Source organism: Clostridium sp. UBA2485, from assembly GCF_002341865.1.
GTDB lineage: Bacteria > Bacillota > Clostridia > Clostridiales > Clostridiaceae > Clostridium_J.
On the sequence record NZ_DDOV01000074.1, the window covers coordinates 20219 to 44801 of the forward strand.

The following is a 24583-nucleotide window of genomic DNA, read 5'->3' on the forward strand; positions in this document are numbered from 1 at the left end:
TTAGATTAAGGAGGGAAAATATATGGCAAATAAAGTATTAAAAATAGAAGGAATGACCTGTGCATCTTGTGCAAAGGCTGTAGAAAGAGCTACTAAAAAGCTAAAAGGTGTAACAGAATCAAATGTTAACTTTGCTACAGAAAAATTAAATATAAGCTTTGATGAAACAAAGATTTCTGTAGCAGATATTCAAGAAACTGTTAAGAAAGCAGGGTATAAGGCCATTGCTGATTCCACAAATAAAATCTTAAAAATAGAAGGAATGACCTGTGCATCCTGTGCAAAAGCAGTAGAACGGGCAACTAGAAAACTTAATGGAGTTACAGAAGCAAATGTTAATTATGCAACTGAGAAATTAAGTGTAAGCTATGAGCCCTCAAAGATAAAGGCTTCAGATATAAAGAAAGCAATAGAAAAAGCAGGTTATAAAGCAAGAGAAGAAGAAACAACAGTAGATGCAGATAAAGAGAAAAAAGAAAAAGAAATGAAACTTTTATGGAGAAAGTTCATTATATCTACAATATTTACAATACCATTACTATATGTATCTATGGGGCATATGGTAGGGCTTCCTCTTCCAGACTTCATTAATCCAAATATTAATCCAATAGCATTTGCTTTAACCCAATTATTACTTACATTACCTGTAATAATTGCTGGAAATAGATTCTATACAGTTGGATTTAAGGCATTGTTTAAAAGAAGCCCAAATATGGATTCACTTATCGCAATAGGTACATCTGCAGCATTCCTTTATGGGGTATTTGCTACAGTTAAAATTTTTGGTGGACACCATGAGTATGCTCATGATTTATACTTTGAGTCAGCAGCTGTAATTATTGCTTTAATAACTCTTGGTAAATATTTAGAAGCAGTTTCCAAGGGAAAAACTTCTGAAGCTATAAAGAAACTAATGGGACTTGCTCCTAAAACAGCTATAGTCATAAGAGGCGGAAAAGAAGTAGAAATTACTATTGAAGAAGTAGAAGTAGGCGATGTAATAGTAGTTAAGCCAGGAGAAAAGATGCCAGTAGATGGGGAAGTGGTAGGTGGTACTACTTCTGTAGATGAGTCAATGCTAACAGGTGAAAGTATTCCAGTAGAAAAAAATGTTGGTGATAAGATTATTGGTGCAAGTATAAATAAAAACGGTACTATAAAATATAAGGCTACTAAAGTTGGTAAAGATACAGCTTTAGCACAAATTATAAAGCTTGTAGAAGATGCTCAGGGATCTAAAGCACCAATTGCAAAACTTGCAGATATTATTTCAGGGTACTTTGTTCCAATAGTTATTGCTTTAGCAGTTATTGCAGGTTTAGCATGGTACTTCATTGGTGGAGAATCAGAAATATTCTCACTTACAATATTTATCTCTGTACTAGTTATTGCGTGTCCTTGTGCTTTAGGTTTAGCAACACCAACAGCTATTATGGTTGGTACAGGTAAAGGTGCTGAACATGGTGTTTTAATAAAGAGTGGTGCTGCACTAGAAACTGCTCACAAAATAAAGACAATAGTATTTGATAAAACAGGTACTATTACAGAAGGTAAGCCAAAGGTTACAGATGTAGTTGTTACAAATGGTATAACAGAAAATGATTTATTACAATTAGCTGCATCAGCAGAAAAAGGATCAGAACATCCACTTGGTGAAGCAATTGTAAAAGGCGCTGAAGAAAAAGGATTAGAGTTTAAGAAACTTGATTTCTTTAAAGCTATCCCAGGTCATGGAATCGAAGTTAAAATAGATGGCAAAGATATTTTACTTGGAAATAGAAAACTTATGGTGGAAAGCAAGATATTATTAGAAAATCTAGAAGCAACTTCTCATAAATTAGCAGGAGAAGGCAAAACTCCAATGTATATAGCTATAAACAATAAGATGGCTGGAATCATTGCTGTTGCTGATACTGTTAAGGAAAACAGTAAAAAAGCAATAGAAAAACTTCATGAAATGGGAATTGAAGTAGCAATGATAACTGGTGATAATAAAAGAACTGCTGAAGCTATAGCTAAACAAGTTGGAATAGATAGAATTCTAGCAGAAGTTTTACCGCAAGACAAAGCAAATGAGGTTAAAAAGCTTCAAGCTGAAGGTAAAAAGGTTGCAATGGTTGGTGATGGTATAAATGATGCTCCAGCACTAGCACAAGCAGACATTGGTATAGCTATAGGTTCAGGAACAGACGTTGCTATGGAATCTGCAGATATAGTTCTTATGAGAAGTGATTTAATGGATGTTCCTACAGCTATACAGTTAAGTAAAAATACTATTAAAAATATTAAGGAAAATCTATTCTGGGCATTTGGATACAATACATTAGGAATACCAATAGCTATGGGAGTTCTTCATATCTTTGGAGGACCACTATTAAATCCTATGATAGCAGGAGCCGCAATGAGCCTTAGCTCTGTATCAGTATTAATGAATGCTTTAAGACTAAAAAGATTTAAGCCAGTTAAATAATGAGTTAAAAATGATTAACAAATAATTTATAAATATAATAACAGATTAAATAAAAATTCATATTTGAAAGGGGAAAAACAAAATGAAAAAGAAAATATTAGTTGAAGGTATGAAGTGTGAAAATTGTGCTAAACATGTAAAAGAAGCATTAACTAATGTAGAGGGCGTAACTAATGTAGATATAAATCTATCAGATAAATATGTTCTACTTGATACAGCAGCTGATGTAAGTGATGAAGCTATAAAAAATGCTATTAATACTGAAAAGTATAACGTAATTGGAATAGAAACATTATAAGCAAATAGAAGAGCTTTGATAATTAAATTTTAAAATATACCCTATAAAACGCTTAAAAAAGGCTATGTTGAATTAAGAAGATGATTTCTGTATTGTGCAGGAATCATCTTTTTTTATTCCACTGATATCTATAATTATTTTAGTAATTTATATAAATTTAGGAGATTATATGAGATTGAATCTTCTTTATCTGTTATGATTTTCGTATCTTAAAACTTACAAATGTCATATTTTCTATATGTAGCCAACTATTTTTTACTTGATAGCTCAATAAGTTTAATATTAAGAATATCTATCTTAAAGCCATACTCTAAAAATATTACCTTAGAAAATTTCAATTTATTTCTTTGTAAATAGTTTAATAATAATTTTTATCTGTTTCTAATGTTAGTTATTATACATAAAGTACCTTATAAATATAAACTTGTAAAAAACAATATATTACAAAATATTACATAACATCGGTGTATAATAATAATTATAAATAATAAAGACGTAGGTGAGAGTTTTATGAAAATTTATGCTGTGAGAATTTTAGATATCAGTGAATCAGAATTAAAGAACTTAACTAGATATATTGATGTAGAAAAAAAATATAAGATAAATAAGTTTATAAATAAAAAAGATAAAATTAGGTCTTTAATTTCAGAGATTTTAATTAGGAATATAATTTTCGAAAACTTAAATATAAACAATAGAGATATAATATTTGAAAAAAATGTACAGGGGAAACCATATTTAAAAGGCTATTCTAATTTTAATTTCAACCTTTCGCATTCAGGTGACTTTGTAGTATGTGCAATTGATAATAAACCTATAGGGATTGATATTGAAAAAATAGAATCTATTGATCATAAGGGGATAGCTCAAAGTTTCTTTTCCAAAGACGAATGTGATTTTATATTAAAAGGAGATTTACAAGCTCAAATAGATAAATTTTATGAAATATGGACGTTGAAAGAAAGTTATATTAAAGCAGATGGAAGAGGCTTAACAATACCTCTAAAGTCATTTTCTTTTAATATAGATGAACACCATAATATTGAATTAATTACAAAAAATAAAATGAAGAAATATAACTTTAAGAAGTTTAATATTGAATCAGAATATAAAATGGCAGTATGCTCGCTAAACGAAGAAATTCCAAATAACATAATAAGAATAAATCAAAATTATTTAATTGATAGCTATTGGAGAGTTACTTAATGATTGTAAGGGCTAATTTTTAAGGGACGGTTCATGATTTATATTAAATTATATTTTAATATTTTACAAAAATATAGAAATTAAAATGAACCGTCCCTTTGAGAAAGCTGTTTTAACTTCTTGATGAATTTTTCAATTATTTTTAAATAGAATTTTACAGCTCTTAAAATAATATGCTAGCTAATATTAAATAATTACGGTAATAATTTTTAAATAAATAAAATGGAGGGAGAAATATAAGTTGTATTTTAGAGTGTTCAGGTTATTACACAGTAAAGGCAGATATTGTAAGAGCCCAAGATTGTTATTTATACGATAGTGAAGGTAAGAGATATATTGACTTAGAGTCTGGTGTTTGATGTACAGCTTTAGGACATAATAATGAAAGGATTAATGAAGTAATTAATAAGTAATTACAATTAGTTAGTCACCTAGGTTATCGATATACAAATCCAATAGTAGAAAAGGCAGCTAAGAAGATATTAGAAACTGTTAAAATGTCTGAAGGAAAATGTATCTTTCTCAGTTCAGGAAGCGAAGCGGTTGAATTTGCAGTGCAGATTGCAAAACGTATAATAAAACAGCCTGTATTCATTACATTATCAGATTCATATTTATCAGCATATGGATCTGCTGGAAGAAGAAGTTCAGATGAATGGTATTGCTTTGATTGGAGTAGATGTCATAAGTGTAATAATTTAGAACAATGTAATTTGAATTGTGAATACTTAAATAAAATACCAATAGATAGAATAGGTGCACTTATATTTGAACCTGGCAATGCATCAGGCTTAGTGAAGTTACCACCAGAACAATTAATAACAACTCTCGAAAACATGGTTAAACAACAAGGCCTAATTATTATTGATGAAGTTATAACTGGTATAGGTCGTACTGGTGAATGGTATGGATTTGAACATTATAATATTAAACCAGATATTGTTGCTATTGGTAAAGGACTAGGTAATGGTTATCCAGTTAGTGCCGTTGTAATGTCACAAAAAGTAGCAGAGAATCTTGAAACAAATGGCTTTCATTATGCTCAGTCTCACCAAAATGATCCATTGGGATGTGCTATAGCTGATGAAGTTATTAATATAATTGAAGATGATGGATTACTCCATAGAAGTTACTATTTAGGAATAAAGTTTTTAGAAGACTTGAAAAAACTGGCGAAAAAGCATAAATGCATTAAGGAAGTTAGAGGAAAAGGGCTAATGATAGCTGTTGAGTTCAATGACAATGCTGAAAAATTTTCTTTGGAGAGTGTATATCTTCAATTAGTGGAAAGAGGTTTTTTAGCTGGATTTAAACCTGTAGCAAATTTATTAAGGTTCTATCCACCATTAACAATTAAAAACAGGATATAAATAGTATGTTAAATAATTTGGACCAAGTTTTATCAATGATAGAGTGATTATCTTAAAGGCAATGTGTAAGGGACGGTTCATTTTAATTCTTAATTTTACAGCTCACAATTTTAATTTTATTCAACATAAATTTACTCCTCAATTAATTATGAAAACAATATTAAATCTATCATATTAAAACACAACTCTAATTTATGTTTTAATGCAATAATTGCAATATAAGTCATAGGGGTGATTTATGTTAGATTTAATCTTATAGTTATAAAGTGTAATATATAATTATAACTATAAGTTTGTGGGAGGTATTTTATATGGGGGAGAGATATAAAATAAGTATAAAAAATGGCAATGCACACCTATTCAAAAAAGGATCATTCTTTAATGAGGATTGTGGAAAATTACACAAAACTTTTACAGGTAAACTTAAAACTAGCAATTTATTTTCTACTAACTATACGTTAGAAGATATATCATCTGCATTTTCTTCTGGAAAAAAGTATAAGCTAATAAAATCAAATGGGGAACAAGGAATTATGACAAAAGGCTCATTTAGTGATTATTATGAATATACAAGTCTTAAATAAAATTAACTTTAAGCAATAGTTAATTTAGTATTATCTTTAAGGGACGGTTCATGATTTATTTTATATTTTGAAATAATTGTTATGGCAAAATATAGTATTAAAAAATACACACTAAAAATTTCTAAAAAAATTAGTGTGTATCTTGACCTTTTTATACTTTAGGTAGCTGACTTCCAATAATTTGTTTTACTTGAGCAGGTAGATTATCCAGTTCTTCTTTCGTTAGTTCTGCGGTTTCTATTATTGGATGAATAATTATTTTAACATCTGCCGGTTTAATTCTATTACCGTTTTGTTCCATTAGTTTATACGATCCTTGGATTGTAACTGGTACAATTGGTACCTTTGCTTTAGTAGCCAATTTAAAGCTCCCAGCTTTAAATTCTCCCATTATATCACTTTTACTTCTTGTGCCTTCTGGGAAGATAACAAGGGAATACCCTTCTTTCAATATTTGTACACCTTCTATGATTGCTTGCGCTGACTTCCTCAAATTGTTTCTATCCATAAATACACAGTTCATATATTTCATCCATGTACGAATCAATGGAACTTTTTCCATCTCAGCTTTAGCGATATATCCTTTAGGTTTATCAATATAGCTCATAAATAGTGCAATATCAAAGTTACTTTGGTGATTACTCATAAAAACTACAGGTATATGTTTAGGGATGTTTTCTTGTCCAATTACTGTGACTTTTGCACCACTTATCTTCACATGAGACATTGCCCACTTAGATGTAACTTTGTGAACATAATCTATTTTATCATCTATTTTACCTTGCTTTTCTAAAGATTTCACCTTATACATTTGAGGAGTTTTTCCAAGTAAACTTGCTGCAAAATGCGTGTACCAAGCGATTGTTCTTAGCATAATAACCCTCCATATTTAATTTAATATATTTTTATTATAGTACAAAGTCATATATAGGGAAAGAGATTGAAATTTAGATGATAGTTTTTATGTTAGGGACGGTTCATTAAAAAGTATAAATAATTTCCAAGTATCATATAAAAATGTGTTTAGGGACTTAAGCAATGGCAATAATTATAAAAACTATAATAATTGGAGGATATTTTATGGCAAGAGTAGCTAGAGTATTAAGTGAAAGTGGAATATATCATGTTATGACTAGAAGTTTTCCTGATAAACCTTTATTTTATAATGACAAAGATAAAGAAAAAATGCTTCAAATTCTAAGAAAGCTACAAATTGAAGAAAATTTTAAGGTTTATGCCTATTGCTTAATGGATACCCATACTCATTTTTTGATAGACATTAATGGCGGAGATTTAAGTAAAATAATGAAAAAATTTAACTTAAGATATGGAGGATATCTTAGAAAGTGTAAGAAGCATAACGGACCAGTATTTAGAGACAGATATAAAAGCAAGCCCATAAATAGCGATACATACTTAATAGAAGTTTCTAAATATATACATAGAAATCCAGTAGATATAAAAGAATACAAAGAAAAACCAGAAGATTATATGTATTCAAGTTTATCACTGTATTTAGGATTAGAAAAAAACAGATTTAATATTTGTAATGAAGAATATATAATGAGTTTCTTTGGGAGAAGAAAAAGAAGAGCAAGAGAGAACTACTATAAAGCTATGTTTGATATAGAAAAAGAAAAGCTTAAAGAAATGGAATTTGAAAATGATAAATCAGAATATAGAAGTGAAAAGGTTATTTTGCTTAGAAATTGTTCAGAAAAAGAAATAAGCAATTTTGTATGTGAAAAAACAGGAGTTGATGAGATAGAGTTAAAATTAAAACATAGAAGAAAAAGTAGACAGGCAAAGGCGATATATACAGTTTTTTTAACTCAGTTCAGTGGCAAAAGCCAAAAAGAAATATGCAAAACACTAAAGAACATAACACAATCTAATGTATCTATACTTTGCAAATATGGAGTAGAACTGATAATTAAAGATAAATTTTATAAAACTATGTTAGATGAATTAGTAGAAATTAATCTTAAAAGAACAGCATGCTAATATAAAAAATATCTTTATATATTAATGTTATGCTTATAAAGAAAAAAGGGACAAGTTTAGAAATATTTATGATAAAAATTAAAATAACAATAGATTTACATATACTTGATTATAATAAACAATAATATTTAATCTTTATTCATTTAATTTAAGGGACGGTTCATAATTATATTTAAAATGAATTATAGTATTGTATAAAAATATGAGAATAAAAATGAACCGTCCCTCAAATATAAATATGGAAAAAGCCTACTTACATTAAAAGTAAGTAGGCTTTTGTATATAGATTTTAATATAAATTTTATTTTACTTTAAGATGATGAGCTAAATAAGTAGTTATTTCTTTATTGTTTGCAGAGCTAGCTGGTGTGAAAGCATAACCGATTACAGCCATTTTATTATTCTGTGGCATGTGTATTTGAATTTGTTTATAATATACTTCATCTTTTAAAGCATCTATAGAACCAGTTTTATTAAGTATGTCTAACCATTCTTTATCAAGTTTATTGCTATCTACTAAAGCTTTAATTGTTTCAGATGAAAGCTTTATGTCTAATTCAAATAAAGCACCTTGTCCACTTGGAAGATTTATAACTTCAGAATTAGTTACATTAAAAATAAGTCCTTCTTGAGTATTTTCAAGCTCCTTCTTTAAAAGTTCAACGTATTTACTCATGTCTCCTAAGTCCTCTTTAGGCAAGTCTAATATGTTAACATTAGCATTAGAAGTAAAATTTTCAGTACTTTCGGAAACGTTTAAAAATGCTACCATAGGAGCCATTGTTGTTTCATCAACTTCCCAATTTGCAGGGATTGATGCAGTGAAATTCTTTCCATCGTAATCTTTAGTTTCAAAGCTAGCTTTCATAGGCTCTACAGGTTCTGTTTTTTCTTTAGAAGAACAACCTCCAAAAGCAAATACAGCTAAAACAGCCGTTAATAAAAGTAAATTTTTTAATTTTTTCATAAAAACAATCCTTCCTTTTTAATGTAAAATTATGTTGTAAAGCATAACAATATGTAATATTAGCATGAAATTGTAAAAATGTAAATGAGATTTTATGAAAATTATAGAAAGAAATGTATAATTAATTCAAATTAATGTATCGTATAAAATATTTATAATTATGAAATTCATTTTAAGTTGAATGTGCTAAACACTTAATTTAAGGATAAAAATTTTATATATTTATATATAGTAAAAATGATTAAATTTTTTTATATTTAAAGATATTAGCTATGAGAATATGCTTTGAAAAACTTTTAGTAATGTGAAAATGTAACAGATTCTTTTAAGAAAAGAGATAGTTTCATAGCAAAATTATATCTAAGGGACGGTTCATAATTATATTTTAAATTACATTATATGTTTAATAAGAATGTAATAAGAATGTAAGAATAAAAATGAACCGTCCCTTAAAGGAAAATGATATAATGGATATATGAGATTATAATGGAAGCGATTGATGAAAGTGATTTAATAGTAGTTATTAAAAGAAATGGAAGAATTTTTGTTATGGATGTGTTGATAATGATGATTGCAATTAGTATAATACATATTAGGTAATGTTATTTTAATAAAATAGTTTTTTATTTATAATATAAAGCAGCTTTTAATAGCTGCATATTTTAAAAATATATAATGAAAATGATTATTATTATCATTATATTGTGTTTAATATCATATATAGTATAACAGAGATTTAAAAATATGATATGTTTTTGCCGACTTTTACACTCATTAATATAAAGCAAAAGACTATGATAATTATAAAAGCATAATAACAAAAGGGAGTGAATTACTATGCTTAATAAAGGGATGAGGGAATATGACATAACAAATATAGTAGAGGGAAAATGTTCTGTTTGTAAAGATCTTACTAATATATATAATTTAGAAGCTAATGGCTATGAATTCGAGATTCCTAAAGAAATAGGGCATGGGTACTTCAAGCAAATTGTTTCTTATGAAAATATTCAAATTATAGATTTTAATATGACTTTTCATAAAAAGATGGAGGTGCAAGGTATTTCAAAGACCCCACATATAGATATGTTTTTTTGTGTAGGGGATGGAATAGAATGGGAATTCAAAGGGAATAAAGATCAATTTGAACTTTTTAGCGGAGAGAGTTTTTTCGCTAAAGCTAAAAATAGAGAGAATATAAAAAGATGCACTTATTTACCTGACCGAAACTTTAACTTTATGGAGATTAAAATTCATCCTAAGAGATTTTATCAAATAACAGAGAACATTGAAAAAGAATGGAATACATTTTGTAATGGTAAAAAGGATGAAATATTCTATAGGGATAAGATTACACCATCTATACAGGTTGTTTTACAACAAATACTGAATTGTCCATATGAAAAAGGATTAAAAAATATTTATATGGAAGGTAAAATACTTGAGATTCTTGCAATATATCTCAATGAAAGAATTTATCAGCAAGAAAAGCATAATTCAATAAAGCTTTCTAATGAGGATGTAGCAAGCCTTTATAAAGCTAAAGAGATTTTAGACAATAGTTTAGTAGATCCACCTACATTAGCGCGTTTATCTAAAATGATATGTCTTAACGAATTTAAGCTGAAAAATGGATTTAAAGAGATATTTGGTGATACGGTATATGCATATGTTATCGATAAGAGATTAGAAACAGCTCGTTTATTATTAGAAAAAAAGAATATGCAGGTTAGTGAAGTTGTAAGCCTAGTGGGATATGCAAATGCAAGCCATTTTGCTTCAGCTTTTCGTAAGAAGTTTGGAGTTAACCCAAAGGAATATTTACAAAATGTAGTTAAACAATGAGATATAGAATATTAAAAAATTGCTGTGTAAAAAATGATAACAGCAATTTTTTATTTAATAATCCTTTTTTCGTCTTTTTAAATCCTTATATGAGTAGAGAGGAAGAATTAGTTCTTTTATAATAAATGATAGGGATAATCATTATCAATAATATTTTTGAAGAAAATTAAAATATCAACTTATAGAGGAGGTGTATTAAGCAAGTAAAGTATATTTACCTTCAATAATATTAAAGCAACTTCAAGAAAACAGCTAGTATATTAGCATATTTGGCATCTTTAAATAGTTATTTTCTTTCAGATGCCTAAGATGATATGTATAAAGGAAAAGGAGAAGAATTAAATGTCAAAACTATCACTGGAAGAAGTAAAATATACAAAAAACAAATTGATGGAGAAAGGTTACAGATTAACTGTTCAAAGGAAAGCAATAGTCAATGTTATTATAGAAAATAAATTTGATCATTTATCTGTAAAAGATATCTATGATCTTGTAAAAATCACCATACCTGATATAGGTATTGCAACGGTATATAGAACTGTACTTTTACTAAAAAAAATAGGTTTTTTGCATGAGATTGATTTAGGTGATGGTTTTACTAAATATGAGATTATTCCTATAGGTTCAAAAGGATATCATCCACATTTAATATGTTTAAATTGCAAAAAGATTATAGAGATTGAAGCTGAACTTTTAAACAAAGTAGAACGCACAATAGAAAATAATAATAAGTTTAAAATAAATAACTATAATATTATATTTTATGGTCTATGCAGTGTATGTAATGAAAATAGTAAGCTTCATACATAATAAAAAATTAAAACAATTAAATGTACAATATTTTCAATATAAAGGAGGCAAAAATTTTGGAAAAGAAAAAAACAGGAATCCCTCGTTTATTAGAAATTGCCGGAGAAAAACGAGGGTTACTAATTATTTCAGGAACATTATCATCTATTAGTGCTATTTGTATGCTTGTACCTTATATATCTATTTATTTTATACTTGCAGAATTGTTAAAGAATGCTTTTAATCCGTCTTTAGCTGATGGAGCATTGATGATGCATTGGGGTACTATAGCATTAATGGGATTAATTGGTGGAATTATAACTATGTATTTTTCAGGGTTATGTTCTCATATGGCGGCTTATCGTATATTATATGGCTTACGTGTAAAACTTTCAACTCACATAGGAAAGCTTCCACTTGGATATTTTACTAAAAATTCTACAGGAGCAATTAAAAAAACTATGGAACAAAACGTAGAAAAAATTGAGAACTTTGTTGCTCATCAATTACCAGATTTAGTTAATGTATTAGCTACAACAGTAGTAATGATAATAGCAATGTTTTATCTGAGTCCACTGCTTGCAATCGCTTGCATTGTACCGCTATTTTTAGGTTTCTTTGTTCAATCTAGAATGAGAACTGGTGAAAAAGCTAAAGAAAACTTAAAGTTTTATCATGATTCATTAGAGAGAATTAATGGATCAACTGTACAATATGTAAGAGGTATGCCAGTTATAAAGATATTTGGACAAACTGTCCGTTCTTTTAGAAAATTTTATGATGATATGATAAGTTACAGAGATTATTGTGTAAGATATACAGATCAATTTCAAAATAGCTATGTTTTTTTCAAAGTAATGTTAGGATCCTCTTTAACCTTTATTTTACCTGTAGGTGTATATATTTTAAGTGGAAAACCTGAAAACATGGCATTTGCGTTAACGTTACTTTTCTTTCTAATTATGGCACCAGGAGTATCAGCTCCTATGTATAAGTTTGCTAATTTTGCTTCTACAATAGGAGATATTTCTGAAGGCGTTGAACGTATAGATAAAATTCTTAACGAAGAAGCTATGCCAGAAGTAAAGAATCCTAAAATACCAAAAAAATTTGATATTAAATTTCAAAATGTATCCTTTAGTTATGATTCAACTGAAAACTCAATACGTAAGGAAGCACTTTCAAATATAAATTTTAAAGCAGAGCAAGGAAAAGTAACTGCTCTTGTAGGGCCTTCTGGTTCAGGAAAATCTACAATTGCAAATTTAATTCCAAGATTTTGGGATGTAAAAAAGGGTTCCATCACTATAGGTGGAGTGGATATACGAGATATGAGTACAGAGAATTTAATGGATACAGTGTCCTTTGTTTTTCAAGATTCATTTTTATTTTATGATACTATTTATAAAAATATTTTAGTAGGAAGGCCTGATGCAACTAAAGAGGAAGTGTATGCGGCTGCAAAGGCTGCACAATGTCATGATTTTATTGAAAGATTTCCAAATGGATATGATACTCTCATAGGAGAAGGTGGAACTTATCTTTCTGGTGGCGAAGAACAGAGAGTATCTGTAGCAAGAGCTATACTTAAAAACTCCCCTATTTTAGTACTTGATGAAGCAACAGCTTTTGCTGACCCAGAAAATGAGTATCAAATGCAATTAGCACTTAAAGAACTGATGAGAAATAAAACTGTAATAGTTATTGCTCATAGACTTTCATCTATACAAGATTCAGAACAAATTATTGTTCTAAATGAAGGATGTATTGTAGAAAAAGGTACACATCAAAAATTAAAAGCCAATAATGGACTTTATAAAAAAATGTGGGATGCATATACTGATGCAGGAAAATGGAAGCTTGAAAAGGGAGGTAGTATAGCATGAAGATCCTTTATAATATAACTGCTGGAAATCCAGAAAAGTTAAGAAAACCAATTTTCTTTTCAGTTCTATCTAATATTCTAAATATCTTACCTTTTACTTTAGCGATAACAGCAGCAAAGATAATATTTGAATCCTATTCAACTGGAACGGCTCTTGATATAGGTAAGCTGTGGTTAACCTGTGGTGCATTATTTGTATCCATGATAATAATGTTTTTAGGAGAAATACCGGCTTATAAGTCAGCATATAGAGGAGCATTTATAGTTGCTGCCGAGGGAAGGGCAAAATTAGCTGAACATTTAAGACAATTACCACTTGGATATTTGACAAGTAGAGATCCTGGTGATCTTGGAAATATGATGATGGGTGACTTTGCTCTAATAGAACATTGTATATCTCACCTTATGCCTCAATTAGTGGGAGCATTAGTTATGCCGGTGATTGCTTTTATTGGATTGTTATTTCTGGATTGGCGTATGGCTATTGCCATGTTTGTGGCGCTACCTGTAGGAACTTTGATTATAAAAGCTACTTCTAAATTACAAAAAAGAGTAGGTAAGAGACATATGGAATCTAAAATATATGCTGCTAATAGATTACAGGAGTATTTAAACGGTATAGGAACTATTAAAGCGTATAATTTAACAGGAGAAAGATTTACTCGTCTTGAAAAGGCATTTAGACAGTTTATGATTGAAAGTATAAAAATAGAAGGATTTTTACAACCAATAGTGTTGACAGCGTTAGCATGTATTAGAGCAGGACTTACAGTAATGGTATTTGTGGGTACACATTTACTTTTAGGTGGGAAATTGGATATTATAACCTTCGTTACATTTTTAATTGTAGGGACAAGAGTATTTGATCCTCTAACTACAGCACTTGGAGATTTCTCAGAAATTAATTATGATCAGCAGGCAGGAGAAAGAATTGTAAATTTATTAAATGAGCCTGTTTTATCAGGAGATAAAATGCCATCTGAAGGTCATGATATTGAATTAAAAAATGTTACATTCGGGTATGGAAGTAATAGTGTTCTTAAAGATGTTTCTGTGAAAATGTCAGAGGGCTCATTAACTGCATTGGTGGGACCTTCCGGCAGTGGAAAGAGTACTATTTTAAAATTAATAGCTCGTTTTTATGATCCGCAGAAAGGTGAAGTTCTTATAGGGAATGAAAATATGAAAAAATTAGAGCCAGAAGCACTTCTTAAAAAAGTTTCTATGGTATTTCAAGATGTATATCTTTTTCAAGATACCATTGGAAATAACATAAGATTTGGCAAAGAGAACGCAACGCAAAGTGAAGTAGAAGAAGCGGCGAAAAGAGCATGCTGTCATAATTTTATTATGAAGCTTCCTCAAGGATACGATACTCCTGTAGGAGAAGGAGGTTCTACTCTTTCTGGTGGTGAAAAGCAACGTATTTCTATTGCTAGGGCAATACTAAAGGATGCACCAGTAGTACTATTAGATGAAGCAACTGCATCATTGGATCCAGAAAATGAAGTGGATATACAAAAAGCAATAAATGAACTTATTCAAGGAAGAACAGTTATTGTAGTTGCACATAGACTAAAAACTATTTATGAAGCGGATAATATTATTGTTTTAGATAATGGAGAAGTTGTAGAGCAGGGCATCCACGATGAGTTAATTTCTCAAAAAGGATTATATTCTCGTCTTTGGAATTTACAACATCAATCTAGCAGATGGAGTATATCTTCATAATAATTATAAAGCAATCCTTGTAGAATAAATAAGTTCTACGGGGATTGCTTTATGGTTATGAATTTTTGATATTCAAATGCTCTAGGATAAAGATATTTGAGATAGTGTTATTTCTATGCTTTTATTATTTTATCATTACTATCCATTAATTTTAGATACTCTTCTTTAGTCATTTTAGGAGTAAAGTTATCTAATATTTTATTTGCATTCTTTGCATTATCACATAATAAATCTACTACAGTTAATGCCATTGCTTTCGCAGAAGTTATATATGCTAAATCTTCGTCTATTATTTCATATTCTCTAGAATGAAGGCTTCCCTTTATTCCACCTATCATTGGGTGAAGAGTAGGCATTAATTGTGATACATCTCCAAAATCAAAGGAGCCTGTAAAATCTCCTCCATCTATTATTTTATCTTCAGCTATTCCAATAGCAACTAAATTGTCTTTAAATAAATTATCTAATTCTCTATATCTTAATATTGGTAAATAGCCTGGAATTTCTGTAATCTCTATTTGAGCTCCTACAGCAAAAGCACCAGCCATTAGAGCACGATTAATTTTAGCATTTGCGTCTAATATTCCTTCTATAGTTCTAGCTCTAACATAAGATTCCATTCTAACATCTGCAGGAACTGAATTTACTATGTTTCCACCTTTAGTTATTATTGGATGAAATCGAACTCTTTCGCTTTCTTTAAAAGTTTCCCTTTGAGCATGTACATTATTTATAGCGAGCATAGCAGCATTTAAAGCATTGATGCCTTCATGAGGTGCTGAACCAGCATGTGCTTCTTTTCCTATAAAATTAATTTTTTTTGCTATAAATCCATTACTTTCAGTACCTACTAAGGCTTTATTTTCGCCCATATCTAAAGAGTGAAACATTATAGAAATATCTACATCATCAAAGTAACCACGATAAATAAGTTCCTGTTTTCCACCAAAGAATTTTATTTTTTTATCTTTCCTTAAATTATCTCTATATTCTAATTCAATTAATTCTTCAGCAGGAGTTGCCATAAGTCCTATTTTGCCATCTAACTTATCAGCAACACCAGATTTAACTAGTCCTACAGCGGCTCCTAACATTCCAGCTATTTGTATATTATGACCGCATGCATGAATAGCATCTATTTCATTAGCATCCTTATGGTCTTTGCATGATATGGCATCTAACTCACCTAATAAGGCTATCTTAGGGCCAGTTTTATTAGAGTTTATTTCAGCTCTACATCCTGTAACCGCAATATTTTCTTCAACATCCAAAGTTAACTCATTTTTCATAAAATCTACTACTGTATTTGTAGTTTTAAATTCTTTATATCCAAATTCGGGAGTAGAGTATATTTTTTTACCTATTTCAATAATTTTATTTCTATTTTCATCAATAGTTTTAATTATTTGTTTTTTTAATTCATCTTTATTCATTTTTATTCCCCCTATATTTTATCTTAAAATTTTAGAACAAAATGGGATATACTTCGTAAGAAAAGAAGATATTTATAAATACTATTATATATTATTACAATTTTACAAGACATTTCTTTTATTGCCTACATAAATTCCTGTAGAAGCTAAGATAGTCGTAATAATACTTAGAAAATATATATTATTAGTTTAATCCATAAAAAATTAAGATATAGAATACTAGAAGGTAGAGTTAAAAGTAGACCTATAATATGGGAAAATATCTTTAACTATCATAGTAATCATAGTAGGTAATACTAAAATCATCATACCTAGGCTTTAATAACAGAAATGTCTAAGTTTATTCATTGACTAATTAAAGACATTGCTAAGAATTAAGTAACATTTCTTTTAATATCAATTTTACTAAAGTAAATATCTTCTGCTTTTTATTTTTTAAAAATTAGGTTCTAATATTTTATGATATTAATTATCAAATTGTAGGAAAACAAAGACTAAAGAGGTTATTATTTTGATTACTGAAAGCATATTATTTGTAGCAACATAGGCTAGAACAGTTTCTGTCATTTCAGGAGGGGCTGCAGCAGTTAATGAAGAGGCAGCAGTTATGAAAAGTGTTTTATATAAGTATTTTTATGTTAAATCTTTATTATGTGTAATTTTCCATTTGTGATTTAAATTACCATGAACTACATATTTAAAAAGTACTGAATTTCTTAATTTCATAAGTTATAATATTAATGCAAAATAATTAATTCTTGTAAGAATATTTATGTAAAAGTATTTACATTATATTTAATATTTGTAATAAATATAAATATTTAAATATTATATTTATAGAATAGTAGAATGGAGGTTAAAATGTTTGAGACTCAAACTAAAGTAAAGAATAAAACAAATTTATTTCATAAAAAAATTTATATTAAAGTACCTTATAAGTTTTTATTAAGTCATATAATTGCATTTAGTTGGATGATATTTTCTATATATGTATCTTTACCATGGATAAATGATCTTGGAATGATAGTTACAAAGCCGGTAGCAATATTAATTATTGCTGGTATAGGGTATATACCAGGTTATATTAATGCATTTATTGTTACTAGTCTTCTAATGGATAGGCAGCCAGTTTTTTTAGATACAAGCCCTAATGACGAAGTTACAATTATCATTGCATGTAAAAATGAAGAAAAAAATATTGCTAATACTTTAAGATATATAGCAAATCAAGATTACGATGGAAATATTAATGTAATTGTTGTTGATAATGGTTCTACAGATAACACATTTCATTCTGCACAGGTAGCAGGAGAAGAATTGAGCTTAAATTTGCAAGTTCTTTATGAAGAAAAGCCAGGAAAATATAATGCTTTAAATAAAGCTTTAAATTACATAACAACAGAGTATACAGTTACTTTAGATGCAGACACTTTATTGCATAAATCTGCAATAAGGTACATTGTATCAAGAATTAAATCTGCACCAAAAGAGGTTTGCGCTGTGGCAGGAACTGTTTTGGTAAGAAATAGTAGAGAAAATTTTATTGCAAAGCTTCAGGAATGGGATTATTTTTTAGGAATTGCTAGTATTAAGAGAATGCAAGGCTTATATCAAGGAACATTGGTAGCTCAAGGAGCATATTCTTTATATAAGACAGAGGCTTTAAGATTGATGGAAGGATGGCCTGATGCCATTGGTGAAGATATTGTTTTAACTTGGAATTTTTTAAAGCATGATCTTAAAGTATATTTTGAACCATTAGCTGTAGCTTTTACAGATGTACCTAAAACATTAAAGCATTTGTCAAGGCAGAGAAGCAGATGGGCAAGAGGAATGCTTGAGGCTTTAAAAATAGTTAAACCTTGGCAACATCCAATATTCTATGTTCGTTATCTTACAGGTATAAATCTTGTTATGCCATATCTTGATTTTGTATATACTTTTTGCTGGATGCCAGGATTAATACTAGCACTATTTGGAAAGTTTTGGGTAGTAGGGCCTTTTACATTATTTGTTATGCCTTTAGCACTATTTCAGAATTTTATACTTTATAGATATCAAAGGCATGTATTTAAAAGATTAGGATTAAGAGTAAGAAGAAATATATTAGGTTTTGTTGTATATGTACTTATGTACCAAATGATTATGAGTCCTATGTCTATAATAGGATATTCTCAAGAGATATTAAATCTTAGACGTAAGTGGAAATAATAAATAAAAGATATCTCAGAAAAATGGATGATAATTTAATATTAATTAAGAAGGCTGTTCTTTTTAGAACAGCCATAATTTTTCTATTTATATGAGTAACTTATAAGAAAAATTTTAGTTAATATTATGAGAAAAGTCACTATGGAGTGCAACTTCCTGGAATTGGTGGATNNAATTTCCTGGAATTGATGGATTGCAATTTGGAAGAGTAAAGAAACCAGAAACAGTTATACCTTTAATTACTCCAGGGAAATTAGGGCAAGCTAATGGTGTAAGAGGATTAATAGTTGCATCAACACAAGTACAGTTAGCTAGTTTTCCACGAATAATATCACATGCAGCATTAGCTTCAGCTTCACTACATCTAGTACATATAATATTATTTACACATACAGAATCATGACAACATAAAGAAGCATCTCTAGGGAAGCCATTTCTCACTCTTGTACATGCTGTACTAGTAATAAAGGCATTTATTAAGAATGGGATACATCCTACAATTTTCACATTAAACACAGTAAGAGTTATAGGGCAGCCACAAACTGTAGCAGTAGTAGTGCAAGGTTCTACAACACACTGTAAACAATCAAGGTTATAGGTAATTCTTGCAGCATCAAATGCAGTGATTCTTAGATTACTAGGAATATCTATGATACAACAAAAATTTACTGTACGATTAGGAACTGGAGGGCAAGGAGACCCACATGGTAATACGGCTTTAACTTCTGTAGTTTCAGTTGGTAAATCAGTTAATTCTTTTGTTTCTTCTTCTAATGTTGTATTTACCAATGCTTCTTTTGTCATTGATGTTTCTAATGTTAATTCAGGAATCATTTTTTCTTCTGTTGATGTAGTTGCTGTTTGATCATTTGAATTATCTATATTAATAACTTCTTTTATATTCTTCATAATTAAATCTCCTTTTACAAACTAATTGAAAGGATTACTTTCTAATAATTATAGTATGTAGTTTGAAAAATCAGGCTACAGCTTTTTGGGATTTTAGAGTATAACTTTTAAAATTTCTAGTATATACTATGAAAAATCTAACAAATAATTTTTATAATTACAATTATGTTTTAAAAATATGGTTTTTATGTAAATTTATTAATAATAGCTTTAAAGATTTCTTCCAAATAATGTGAATGTCATTTAAAAGTGTTATAATTATATAAATAACGCATCCTTTAAAAAATAACTAGATAATATTGTGGGATTTATATTATATACATCGAATTTCGTAGAAAATGTCCTCAGAAGTTTTTACCAGTTATTTTTAAAAGATGTATAAATTTATTTTTGTAAAATTTTCCTACTAAATGTTTGGAGGGAATGTTTTGAAGAGTAAGGATAAAATATTACAGACTGTTTCAGTATTGCAAAAGAAAATGCCAAAAGGAGTATCTGCTTTTGATGTGAGTAAAATTTTAAATTTAGATAGGGCAAATGTTAGCAGATATCTTAATAAACTTTATTTAGAGAAAAAACTTCAGAAGATTCAAGGCCGTCCTGTTCTTTATAAAACTTTAGAAGAAAATATTGTTATTTCAGAGGAAAATAAAAATAGTTTGGATAGCATTATAGGGGCTAAAAATAGTTTGCAAATAGCTATCCAGCAGGCTAAGGCAGCTATACTTTATCCACCAAAGGGGCTACATACCCTTATCCTTGGAGAAACAGGAGTTGGAAAGTCACTTTTTGCGGAACTTATGTATAAATTCTCTGTGGAGGCAGGAATGCTTTCTTTTGATGCACCTTTTATACATTTTAATTGTGCAGACTACGCAGATAATCCTCAACTTTTAATAGCTTATATCTTTGGAGTAAAAAAGGGTGCTTATACTGGAGCAGATAAGGATAGAGAAGGATTACTAAAAAAAGCTGATGGTGGGGTTATATTTCTTGATGAAGTGCATAGACTGCCACCCCATGGACAGGAAATACTTTTTACATTTATAGATAAAGGACACTTTAGACCGTTAGGAGAAACGGAAAGAATAGAAAAGGCATCAGTACAGATAATAGCTGCTACTACGGAAAATCCTCAATCTCATCTTTTAAAGACATTTACTAGAAGAATTCCAATGATAATTACTTTACCATCATTAATGAGTAGAGGAATGAAGGAAAGGTATAGGCTTATTGAGTTATTCATAAAGGATGAATCAAAAAGATTGGGAAAGAGTATATATATTAATCGTAATTCTTTGGAGTCTTTCTTATTATATGATTGCCCCAATAATATAGGACAGTTAAAAAGTGACATACAATTAGCCTGTGCAAAGGCATTCTTAAATTATAAATCACAAAGAAAAAATTATATAATAATCACTCAAGAAGATCTACCTAGTTATGTAAAAAAAGGGATTTTAAAAATAAAAGATAATAGAGAAGAAATAGATAATATTTTAAAAAATACTGGAGATATACTTAAATTTTATTATAAAGAAGAGGAATTAAAAGAAATGGAGGAGAGTCATGAAGAAAAAGGAGATTTTTATGATGATATAGAAAGAAAATTAGAAAATTTAAAAGCAACTGGTATTCAAGATAGTGAGATTAATCAAATCCTTAATATTGATATAGAAAGTCATTTTAAAAAGCATATTGGATATATAACATCTAAGGTTAAGAGAGAGGAAATAATAAATATAGTTGGAGAAGAGATAGTTAATACAGTAGATTATATATTAACTTTTGCTCAAAATAAGCTTTATAAAGAATATGATGACAATTTATATTTTGCTCTTGCATTACATTTAAATGGCAGTATAAGAAGAATTAAAAATGGAAGGAAAATATATAACCCAAAATTGAATTTTATAAGAGCCAAATATGATGAAGAATTTTTAGTTGCTATGGAAATAGCAAAGGCCATTGATAATACTTTTTATATCGAAACACCTCTTGACGAAATAGGCTATATTACTATGTTTTTAGCATCAAATTCTTTCGAACTAGAAAATGAAGAAAAAGATAAAGTGGGGATACTTGTAATATTTCATGGAGACAGTACTGCTAGCAGTATGGTACAGGTTGCTAATGATCTAGTGGGAGTAAATCATGCAGTTGCTTTAGACATGCCTCTAGCTATGAATGCAGAAGAGGCATATCAGCTAGCGAAGAAGAAGGCACAAGATATAAATAAAAGTAAGGGAGTTCTGCTTTTAGTAGATATGGGGTCACTAGTAAACTTTGGAGACATGATATATGAAGAAACTGGGATAATTGTTAAAACTATTGATAGAGCTAGTACTCCTATGGTTATTGAAGCTTTAAGAAAAGCAGTTTTAGGCAGAGAATTAATAGAAGTATACCAAAGTTGTAAAGAAAATAATTCTTTTACAAGAGGACCAATCAGAAAAGCTAATATAGAAAAGAAAAATATTATTATAACTGCTTGTTTTACTGGAGATGGGGCAGCTGAGAGATTAAAGAGAGTTATTTGTGAAAAACTACCAAATCTTGAGAAGATAGAGATAATTCCAATGAACATCATAAATAGAAGAGAATTTTTAAGTTCAGTAGATTATTATAGGGAAAATTACAAAATTTTAGCTATAGTTGGAACAGTAAAAATTCATATAGATGATATACCTTTTATATCTGCAAAAGATTTATTAATTGAAGGTGGGATAAATACCCTTAAAGAAATAGTTGAAGTAAATGATACTTATAATAAAATTAGCTCATCACTTAAAGAACACTTAAATTTTGATGGCTGTGAAAGAACTGTTGAAGATGTAAAACAAACGGTTGAAGAAATAAAAATACAGTTAGAAAAAGCTCTTAGTGATGAAGTAGAAGTAGGAATAATAATTCACATATGTTTTTTAATAGATAAACTAAAAAATGGGGGTAATGAATCAATATTTAAAGATTTGGAAGGCTTTATTGATGAATATAGTAGAGAAATTGCACAAATAAAACAGTGTTTGAAAAAACTTGAAGAACAATATAATGTAAAAATTACAAATAATGAAGTAGCTTATATTTGTCGTATGTTTATGTTCAATGAATTAGATTAAATATTTAAATATCTTTGAAGAATATTTAGGTATTATACTAAGTCATTTTATACCATATTATGTCAATAAATTTTGTTATTAGATTTATTATTAACATAACTTATTTACTTATATAAGTTTACCACCCTTAAGTAGTCATATTATTTTATATCTATTATATTGTAATTATAGTGTAATCTGTGTAGTCTATAAAAATAGTGTGTATATCAGTGTACACACTATTTTTGCGTATAAATATATTTATTAAAATATAAGTATTTTTATTGTTATAATGATATTAATAATCCTCAAACTATTGAGATAACAAAAGTTAAGGGCTTATAATAAAATATAAATTTTGAAAAAATTTCTTGATCTATATGAATTATTTAAAGTCAGTTCCTTTTTAATATTAACCATAGATAGTGCTGTGAAAAATTTTTGTTTATGGTAATAAAGCCTTTAGTAGAGCCATTCATTATTAAAAAAGTAAAAAAATATAGAATAATTATATATAAATGAGAATTTTGGCATAGCATTTGCTTTAATTATTAGTGTAAAGGAGGTAAGCTATGAAGAAATTAAATGTAACAGTAAAAAGTAAATCAGGACTTCACGCACGACCAGCAGCTACATTGGTTAATCTAACACAACAATTTGAATCTAATATTACCATTGAAAAGGACGGAAGATCAGCAAATGCAAAAAGTATAATAGGAATTTTGAGTATTGGGGCAGCAATGGGAGATAGCGTATCTGTTTTAATAGATGGGGAAGATGAAACAGAAGCATTTAATGAACTAGAGGAATTATTCAATAAAACTTTACCTAATGAATAACAATTAATGTCCCATTACAAGAAGGAGGATTATATGGGTTATTATATTGGAATTGATGGAGGCGGCACAAAAACTATTTGCCTTTTAGGAAACCATAATAATGAAGTTATAGACAGTTTTAAATCTGGCCCTACAAATTATCACAGCGTAGGCATAAAACAAACACAAGAAGTATTCAGTTCTATGTTCACTTATTTGTATGATAAACACAATATTGCTAAAGAAAATATTAGTGCAATATGTTTAGGCGGAGCTGGAATTGATTGTGAGGATGATGAAAACCTTTTAAAGAATATTTTTAGGGCATTAGGCTATAAAAATAAGTTATTAATATTTAATGATTCCATAACTACTTTGGTTGGGGCAAATGGTGATATGAGAGATGCCATTTTAATTAGTGGTACTGGATCCATATCCTATGGCATTGATATCCATGGTAATGCTGTTAGAGTAGGAGGATGGGGACATATAATTGATGATGATGGAAGTGGATATGTCATTGGGAGAGATGCTCTTAAGAAAATAATGGAGAGCTATGACGGAAGAAGTGAAACAACTATACTCTGGGAAAAGGTAAGTAAAAATCTTGGAATTTCAGACTATGAAGAACTTATACCATTTATTTATAATTCAAAAAAACAACATATTGCTGACCTTGCACCTCTTGTATTAGAAAGCTATTATTCCGATAAAGTTTCTAAAGACATCGTAGATAAAGCTGTAGAAGATTTATTTAAAATGGTCAAAACTCTTTCACTTAAGATGAAAATTCAGAATTTTCAACTAAGCTTTGGAGGTAGCATACTTTTAAAATCATCTCTTATAAATAGTTTATTAAAGAAAAAGATAAATGATGAATTCCCAAAAGTAATAATTCATGCTCCTTATGAAGACTCAGCCCATGGTGCATTAAATCTAGCCTTAAAAAGTAATGGATACTAAAA

The 24583-nt window shown here is 28.8% G+C and carries 18 protein-coding genes; 14 read left to right on the forward strand and 4 right to left on the reverse strand.

Annotated elements, in window-relative coordinates; translation table 11 throughout:
- Nucleotides 1-22: 22 nt before the first annotated feature.
- From B3603_RS14995 to B3603_RS15015, 5 genes are all read left to right on the forward strand, one after another.
- Nucleotides 23-2470 carry a heavy metal translocating P-type ATPase gene (locus B3603_RS14995; RefSeq protein ID WP_291566352.1) on the forward strand — a complete coding sequence of 816 codons (2448 nt, stop codon included), beginning with the start codon at nt 23-25 and terminating at the stop codon, nt 2468-2470.
- A gap of 82 nt (nt 2471-2552) precedes the next feature.
- Nucleotides 2553-2768 (forward strand): heavy-metal-associated domain-containing protein, encoded by a 216-nt coding sequence (locus B3603_RS15000; RefSeq protein ID WP_291566354.1) that lies wholly within the window; start codon nt 2553-2555, stop codon nt 2766-2768.
- Nucleotides 2769-3278: 510 nt separating this feature from the next.
- Nucleotides 3279-3974 (forward strand): 4'-phosphopantetheinyl transferase family protein, encoded by a 696-nt coding sequence (locus tag B3603_RS15005; RefSeq protein WP_291566356.1) that lies wholly within the window; start codon nt 3279-3281, stop codon nt 3972-3974.
- A 497-nt stretch (nt 3975-4471) separates the two neighbouring features.
- The gene (locus tag B3603_RS15010) at nt 4472-5344 is read left to right on the forward strand and encodes an aminotransferase class III-fold pyridoxal phosphate-dependent enzyme (RefSeq protein WP_291566358.1); all 873 of its coding nucleotides are present in this window, start codon (nt 4472-4474) and stop codon (nt 5342-5344) included.
- Between the two features lie 311 nt (nt 5345-5655).
- Nucleotides 5656-5928, forward strand: a complete 273-nt coding sequence (locus B3603_RS15015; RefSeq protein ID WP_291566360.1) for a hypothetical protein — start codon at nt 5656-5658, stop codon at nt 5926-5928.
- A 151-nt stretch (nt 5929-6079) separates the two neighbouring features.
- Here B3603_RS15015 and B3603_RS15020 read toward each other — a convergent pair whose 3' ends face one another.
- On the reverse strand, nt 6080-6802 hold the full coding sequence (locus tag B3603_RS15020) for a lysophospholipid acyltransferase family protein (protein ID WP_291566363.1): 723 nt from the start codon (nt 6800-6802) through the stop codon (nt 6080-6082).
- Nucleotides 6803-7008: 206 nt separating this feature from the next.
- On the opposite strand from B3603_RS15020, the gene B3603_RS15025 reads away from it, so the two are divergent.
- On the forward strand, nt 7009-7932 hold the full coding sequence (locus B3603_RS15025) for a transposase (RefSeq protein WP_291566365.1): 924 nt from the start codon (nt 7009-7011) through the stop codon (nt 7930-7932).
- 301 nt (nt 7933-8233) lie between these two features.
- On the opposite strand, the gene B3603_RS15030 is transcribed toward B3603_RS15025, so the two are convergent.
- Nucleotides 8234-8899, reverse strand: coding sequence for a hypothetical protein (locus tag B3603_RS15030; protein ID WP_291566367.1), 666 nt, complete (start codon nt 8897-8899; stop codon nt 8234-8236).
- 837 nt (nt 8900-9736) lie between these two features.
- Between B3603_RS15030 and B3603_RS15035 the strand changes: the two genes are divergently transcribed.
- The 4 genes from B3603_RS15035 (at nt 9737) to B3603_RS15050 (ending at nt 15149) form a co-directional block, all read left to right on the forward strand.
- The gene (locus B3603_RS15035) at nt 9737-10744 is read left to right on the forward strand and encodes a helix-turn-helix domain-containing protein (RefSeq protein ID WP_291566369.1); all 1008 of its coding nucleotides are present in this window, start codon (nt 9737-9739) and stop codon (nt 10742-10744) included.
- A gap of 342 nt (nt 10745-11086) precedes the next feature.
- Nucleotides 11087-11554 carry a Fur family transcriptional regulator gene (locus tag B3603_RS15040; RefSeq protein ID WP_291566371.1) on the forward strand — a complete coding sequence of 156 codons (468 nt, stop codon included), beginning with the start codon at nt 11087-11089 and terminating at the stop codon, nt 11552-11554.
- A 56-nt stretch (nt 11555-11610) separates the two neighbouring features.
- Nucleotides 11611-13419: an ABC transporter ATP-binding protein gene (locus B3603_RS15045; RefSeq protein WP_291566373.1), complete on the forward strand. Its 1809-nt coding sequence runs from the start codon at nt 11611-11613 to the stop codon at nt 13417-13419.
- Nucleotides 13416-15149 carry an ABC transporter ATP-binding protein gene (locus B3603_RS15050; protein WP_291566375.1) on the forward strand — a complete coding sequence of 578 codons (1734 nt, stop codon included), beginning with the start codon at nt 13416-13418 and terminating at the stop codon, nt 15147-15149. Before B3603_RS15045 ends, B3603_RS15050 begins: the two co-directional genes overlap by 4 nt.
- A gap of 113 nt (nt 15150-15262) precedes the next feature.
- On the opposite strand, the gene B3603_RS15055 is transcribed toward B3603_RS15050, so the two are convergent.
- Entirely contained in the window at nt 15263-16582 is a 1320-nt protein-coding gene (locus tag B3603_RS15055; protein ID WP_291566377.1) for an amidohydrolase, read from the reverse strand.
- Between the two features lie 861 nt (nt 16583-17443).
- Here B3603_RS15055 and B3603_RS15060 point away from each other — a divergent pair.
- Entirely contained in the window at nt 17444-18793 is a 1350-nt protein-coding gene (locus B3603_RS15060; protein WP_291566379.1) for a glycosyltransferase family 2 protein, read from the forward strand.
- 114 nt (nt 18794-18907) lie between these two features.
- On the opposite strand, the gene B3603_RS15065 is transcribed toward B3603_RS15060, so the two are convergent.
- Nucleotides 18908-19702 carry a hypothetical protein gene (locus tag B3603_RS15065; protein WP_291566381.1) on the reverse strand — a complete coding sequence of 265 codons (795 nt, stop codon included), beginning with the start codon at nt 19700-19702 and terminating at the stop codon, nt 18908-18910.
- 428 nt (nt 19703-20130) lie between these two features.
- Here B3603_RS15065 and B3603_RS15070 point away from each other — a divergent pair, with 428 nt between their 5' ends.
- The 3 genes from B3603_RS15070 (at nt 20131) to B3603_RS15080 (ending at nt 24581) form a co-directional block, all read left to right on the forward strand.
- Nucleotides 20131-22821 (forward strand): sigma 54-interacting transcriptional regulator, encoded by a 2691-nt coding sequence (locus tag B3603_RS15070; protein ID WP_291566383.1) that lies wholly within the window; start codon nt 20131-20133, stop codon nt 22819-22821.
- A 551-nt stretch (nt 22822-23372) separates the two neighbouring features.
- Nucleotides 23373-23639, forward strand: a complete 267-nt coding sequence (locus B3603_RS15075) for an HPr family phosphocarrier protein (RefSeq protein WP_291566385.1) — start codon at nt 23373-23375, stop codon at nt 23637-23639.
- 33 nt (nt 23640-23672) lie between these two features.
- On the forward strand, nt 23673-24581 hold the full coding sequence (locus B3603_RS15080) for a BadF/BadG/BcrA/BcrD ATPase family protein (RefSeq protein WP_291566387.1): 909 nt from the start codon (nt 23673-23675) through the stop codon (nt 24579-24581).
- The last annotated feature ends 2 nt before the right edge of the window (nt 24582-24583 follow it).

Excerpts from the sequence above, each read along its gene's own strand:
- B3603_RS15050 (WP_291566375.1), top strand. The coding sequence starts at position 13,416 with ATGAAGATCCTTTATAATATAACTGCTGGAAATCCAGAAAAGTTAAGA.
- B3603_RS15040 (WP_291566371.1), top strand. The coding sequence starts at position 11,087 with ATGTCAAAACTATCACTGGAAGAAGTAAAATATACAAAAAACAAATTG.
- B3603_RS15055 (WP_291566377.1), bottom strand. The coding sequence starts at position 16,582 with ATGAATAAAGATGAATTAAAAAAACAAATAATTAAAACTATTGATGAA.
- B3603_RS15060 (WP_291566379.1), top strand. The coding sequence starts at position 17,444 with ATGTTTGAGACTCAAACTAAAGTAAAGAATAAAACAAATTTATTTCAT.
- B3603_RS15080 (WP_291566387.1), top strand. The coding sequence starts at position 23,673 with ATGGGTTATTATATTGGAATTGATGGAGGCGGCACAAAAACTATTTGC.
- B3603_RS15010 (WP_291566358.1), top strand. The coding sequence starts at position 4,472 with ATGTCTGAAGGAAAATGTATCTTTCTCAGTTCAGGAAGCGAAGCGGTT.
- B3603_RS15015 (WP_291566360.1), top strand. The coding sequence starts at position 5,656 with ATGGGGGAGAGATATAAAATAAGTATAAAAAATGGCAATGCACACCTA.
- B3603_RS14995 (WP_291566352.1), top strand. The coding sequence starts at position 23 with ATGGCAAATAAAGTATTAAAAATAGAAGGAATGACCTGTGCATCTTGT.
- B3603_RS15035 (WP_291566369.1), top strand. The coding sequence starts at position 9,737 with ATGCTTAATAAAGGGATGAGGGAATATGACATAACAAATATAGTAGAG.
- B3603_RS15020 (WP_291566363.1), bottom strand. The coding sequence starts at position 6,802 with ATGCTAAGAACAATCGCTTGGTACACGCATTTTGCAGCAAGTTTACTT.
- B3603_RS15030 (WP_291566367.1), bottom strand. The coding sequence starts at position 8,899 with ATGAAAAAATTAAAAAATTTACTTTTATTAACGGCTGTTTTAGCTGTA.
- B3603_RS15005 (WP_291566356.1), top strand. The coding sequence starts at position 3,279 with ATGAAAATTTATGCTGTGAGAATTTTAGATATCAGTGAATCAGAATTA.
- B3603_RS15025 (WP_291566365.1), top strand. The coding sequence starts at position 7,009 with ATGGCAAGAGTAGCTAGAGTATTAAGTGAAAGTGGAATATATCATGTT.
- B3603_RS15000 (WP_291566354.1), top strand. The coding sequence starts at position 2,553 with ATGAAAAAGAAAATATTAGTTGAAGGTATGAAGTGTGAAAATTGTGCT.
- B3603_RS15075 (WP_291566385.1), top strand. The coding sequence starts at position 23,373 with ATGAAGAAATTAAATGTAACAGTAAAAAGTAAATCAGGACTTCACGCA.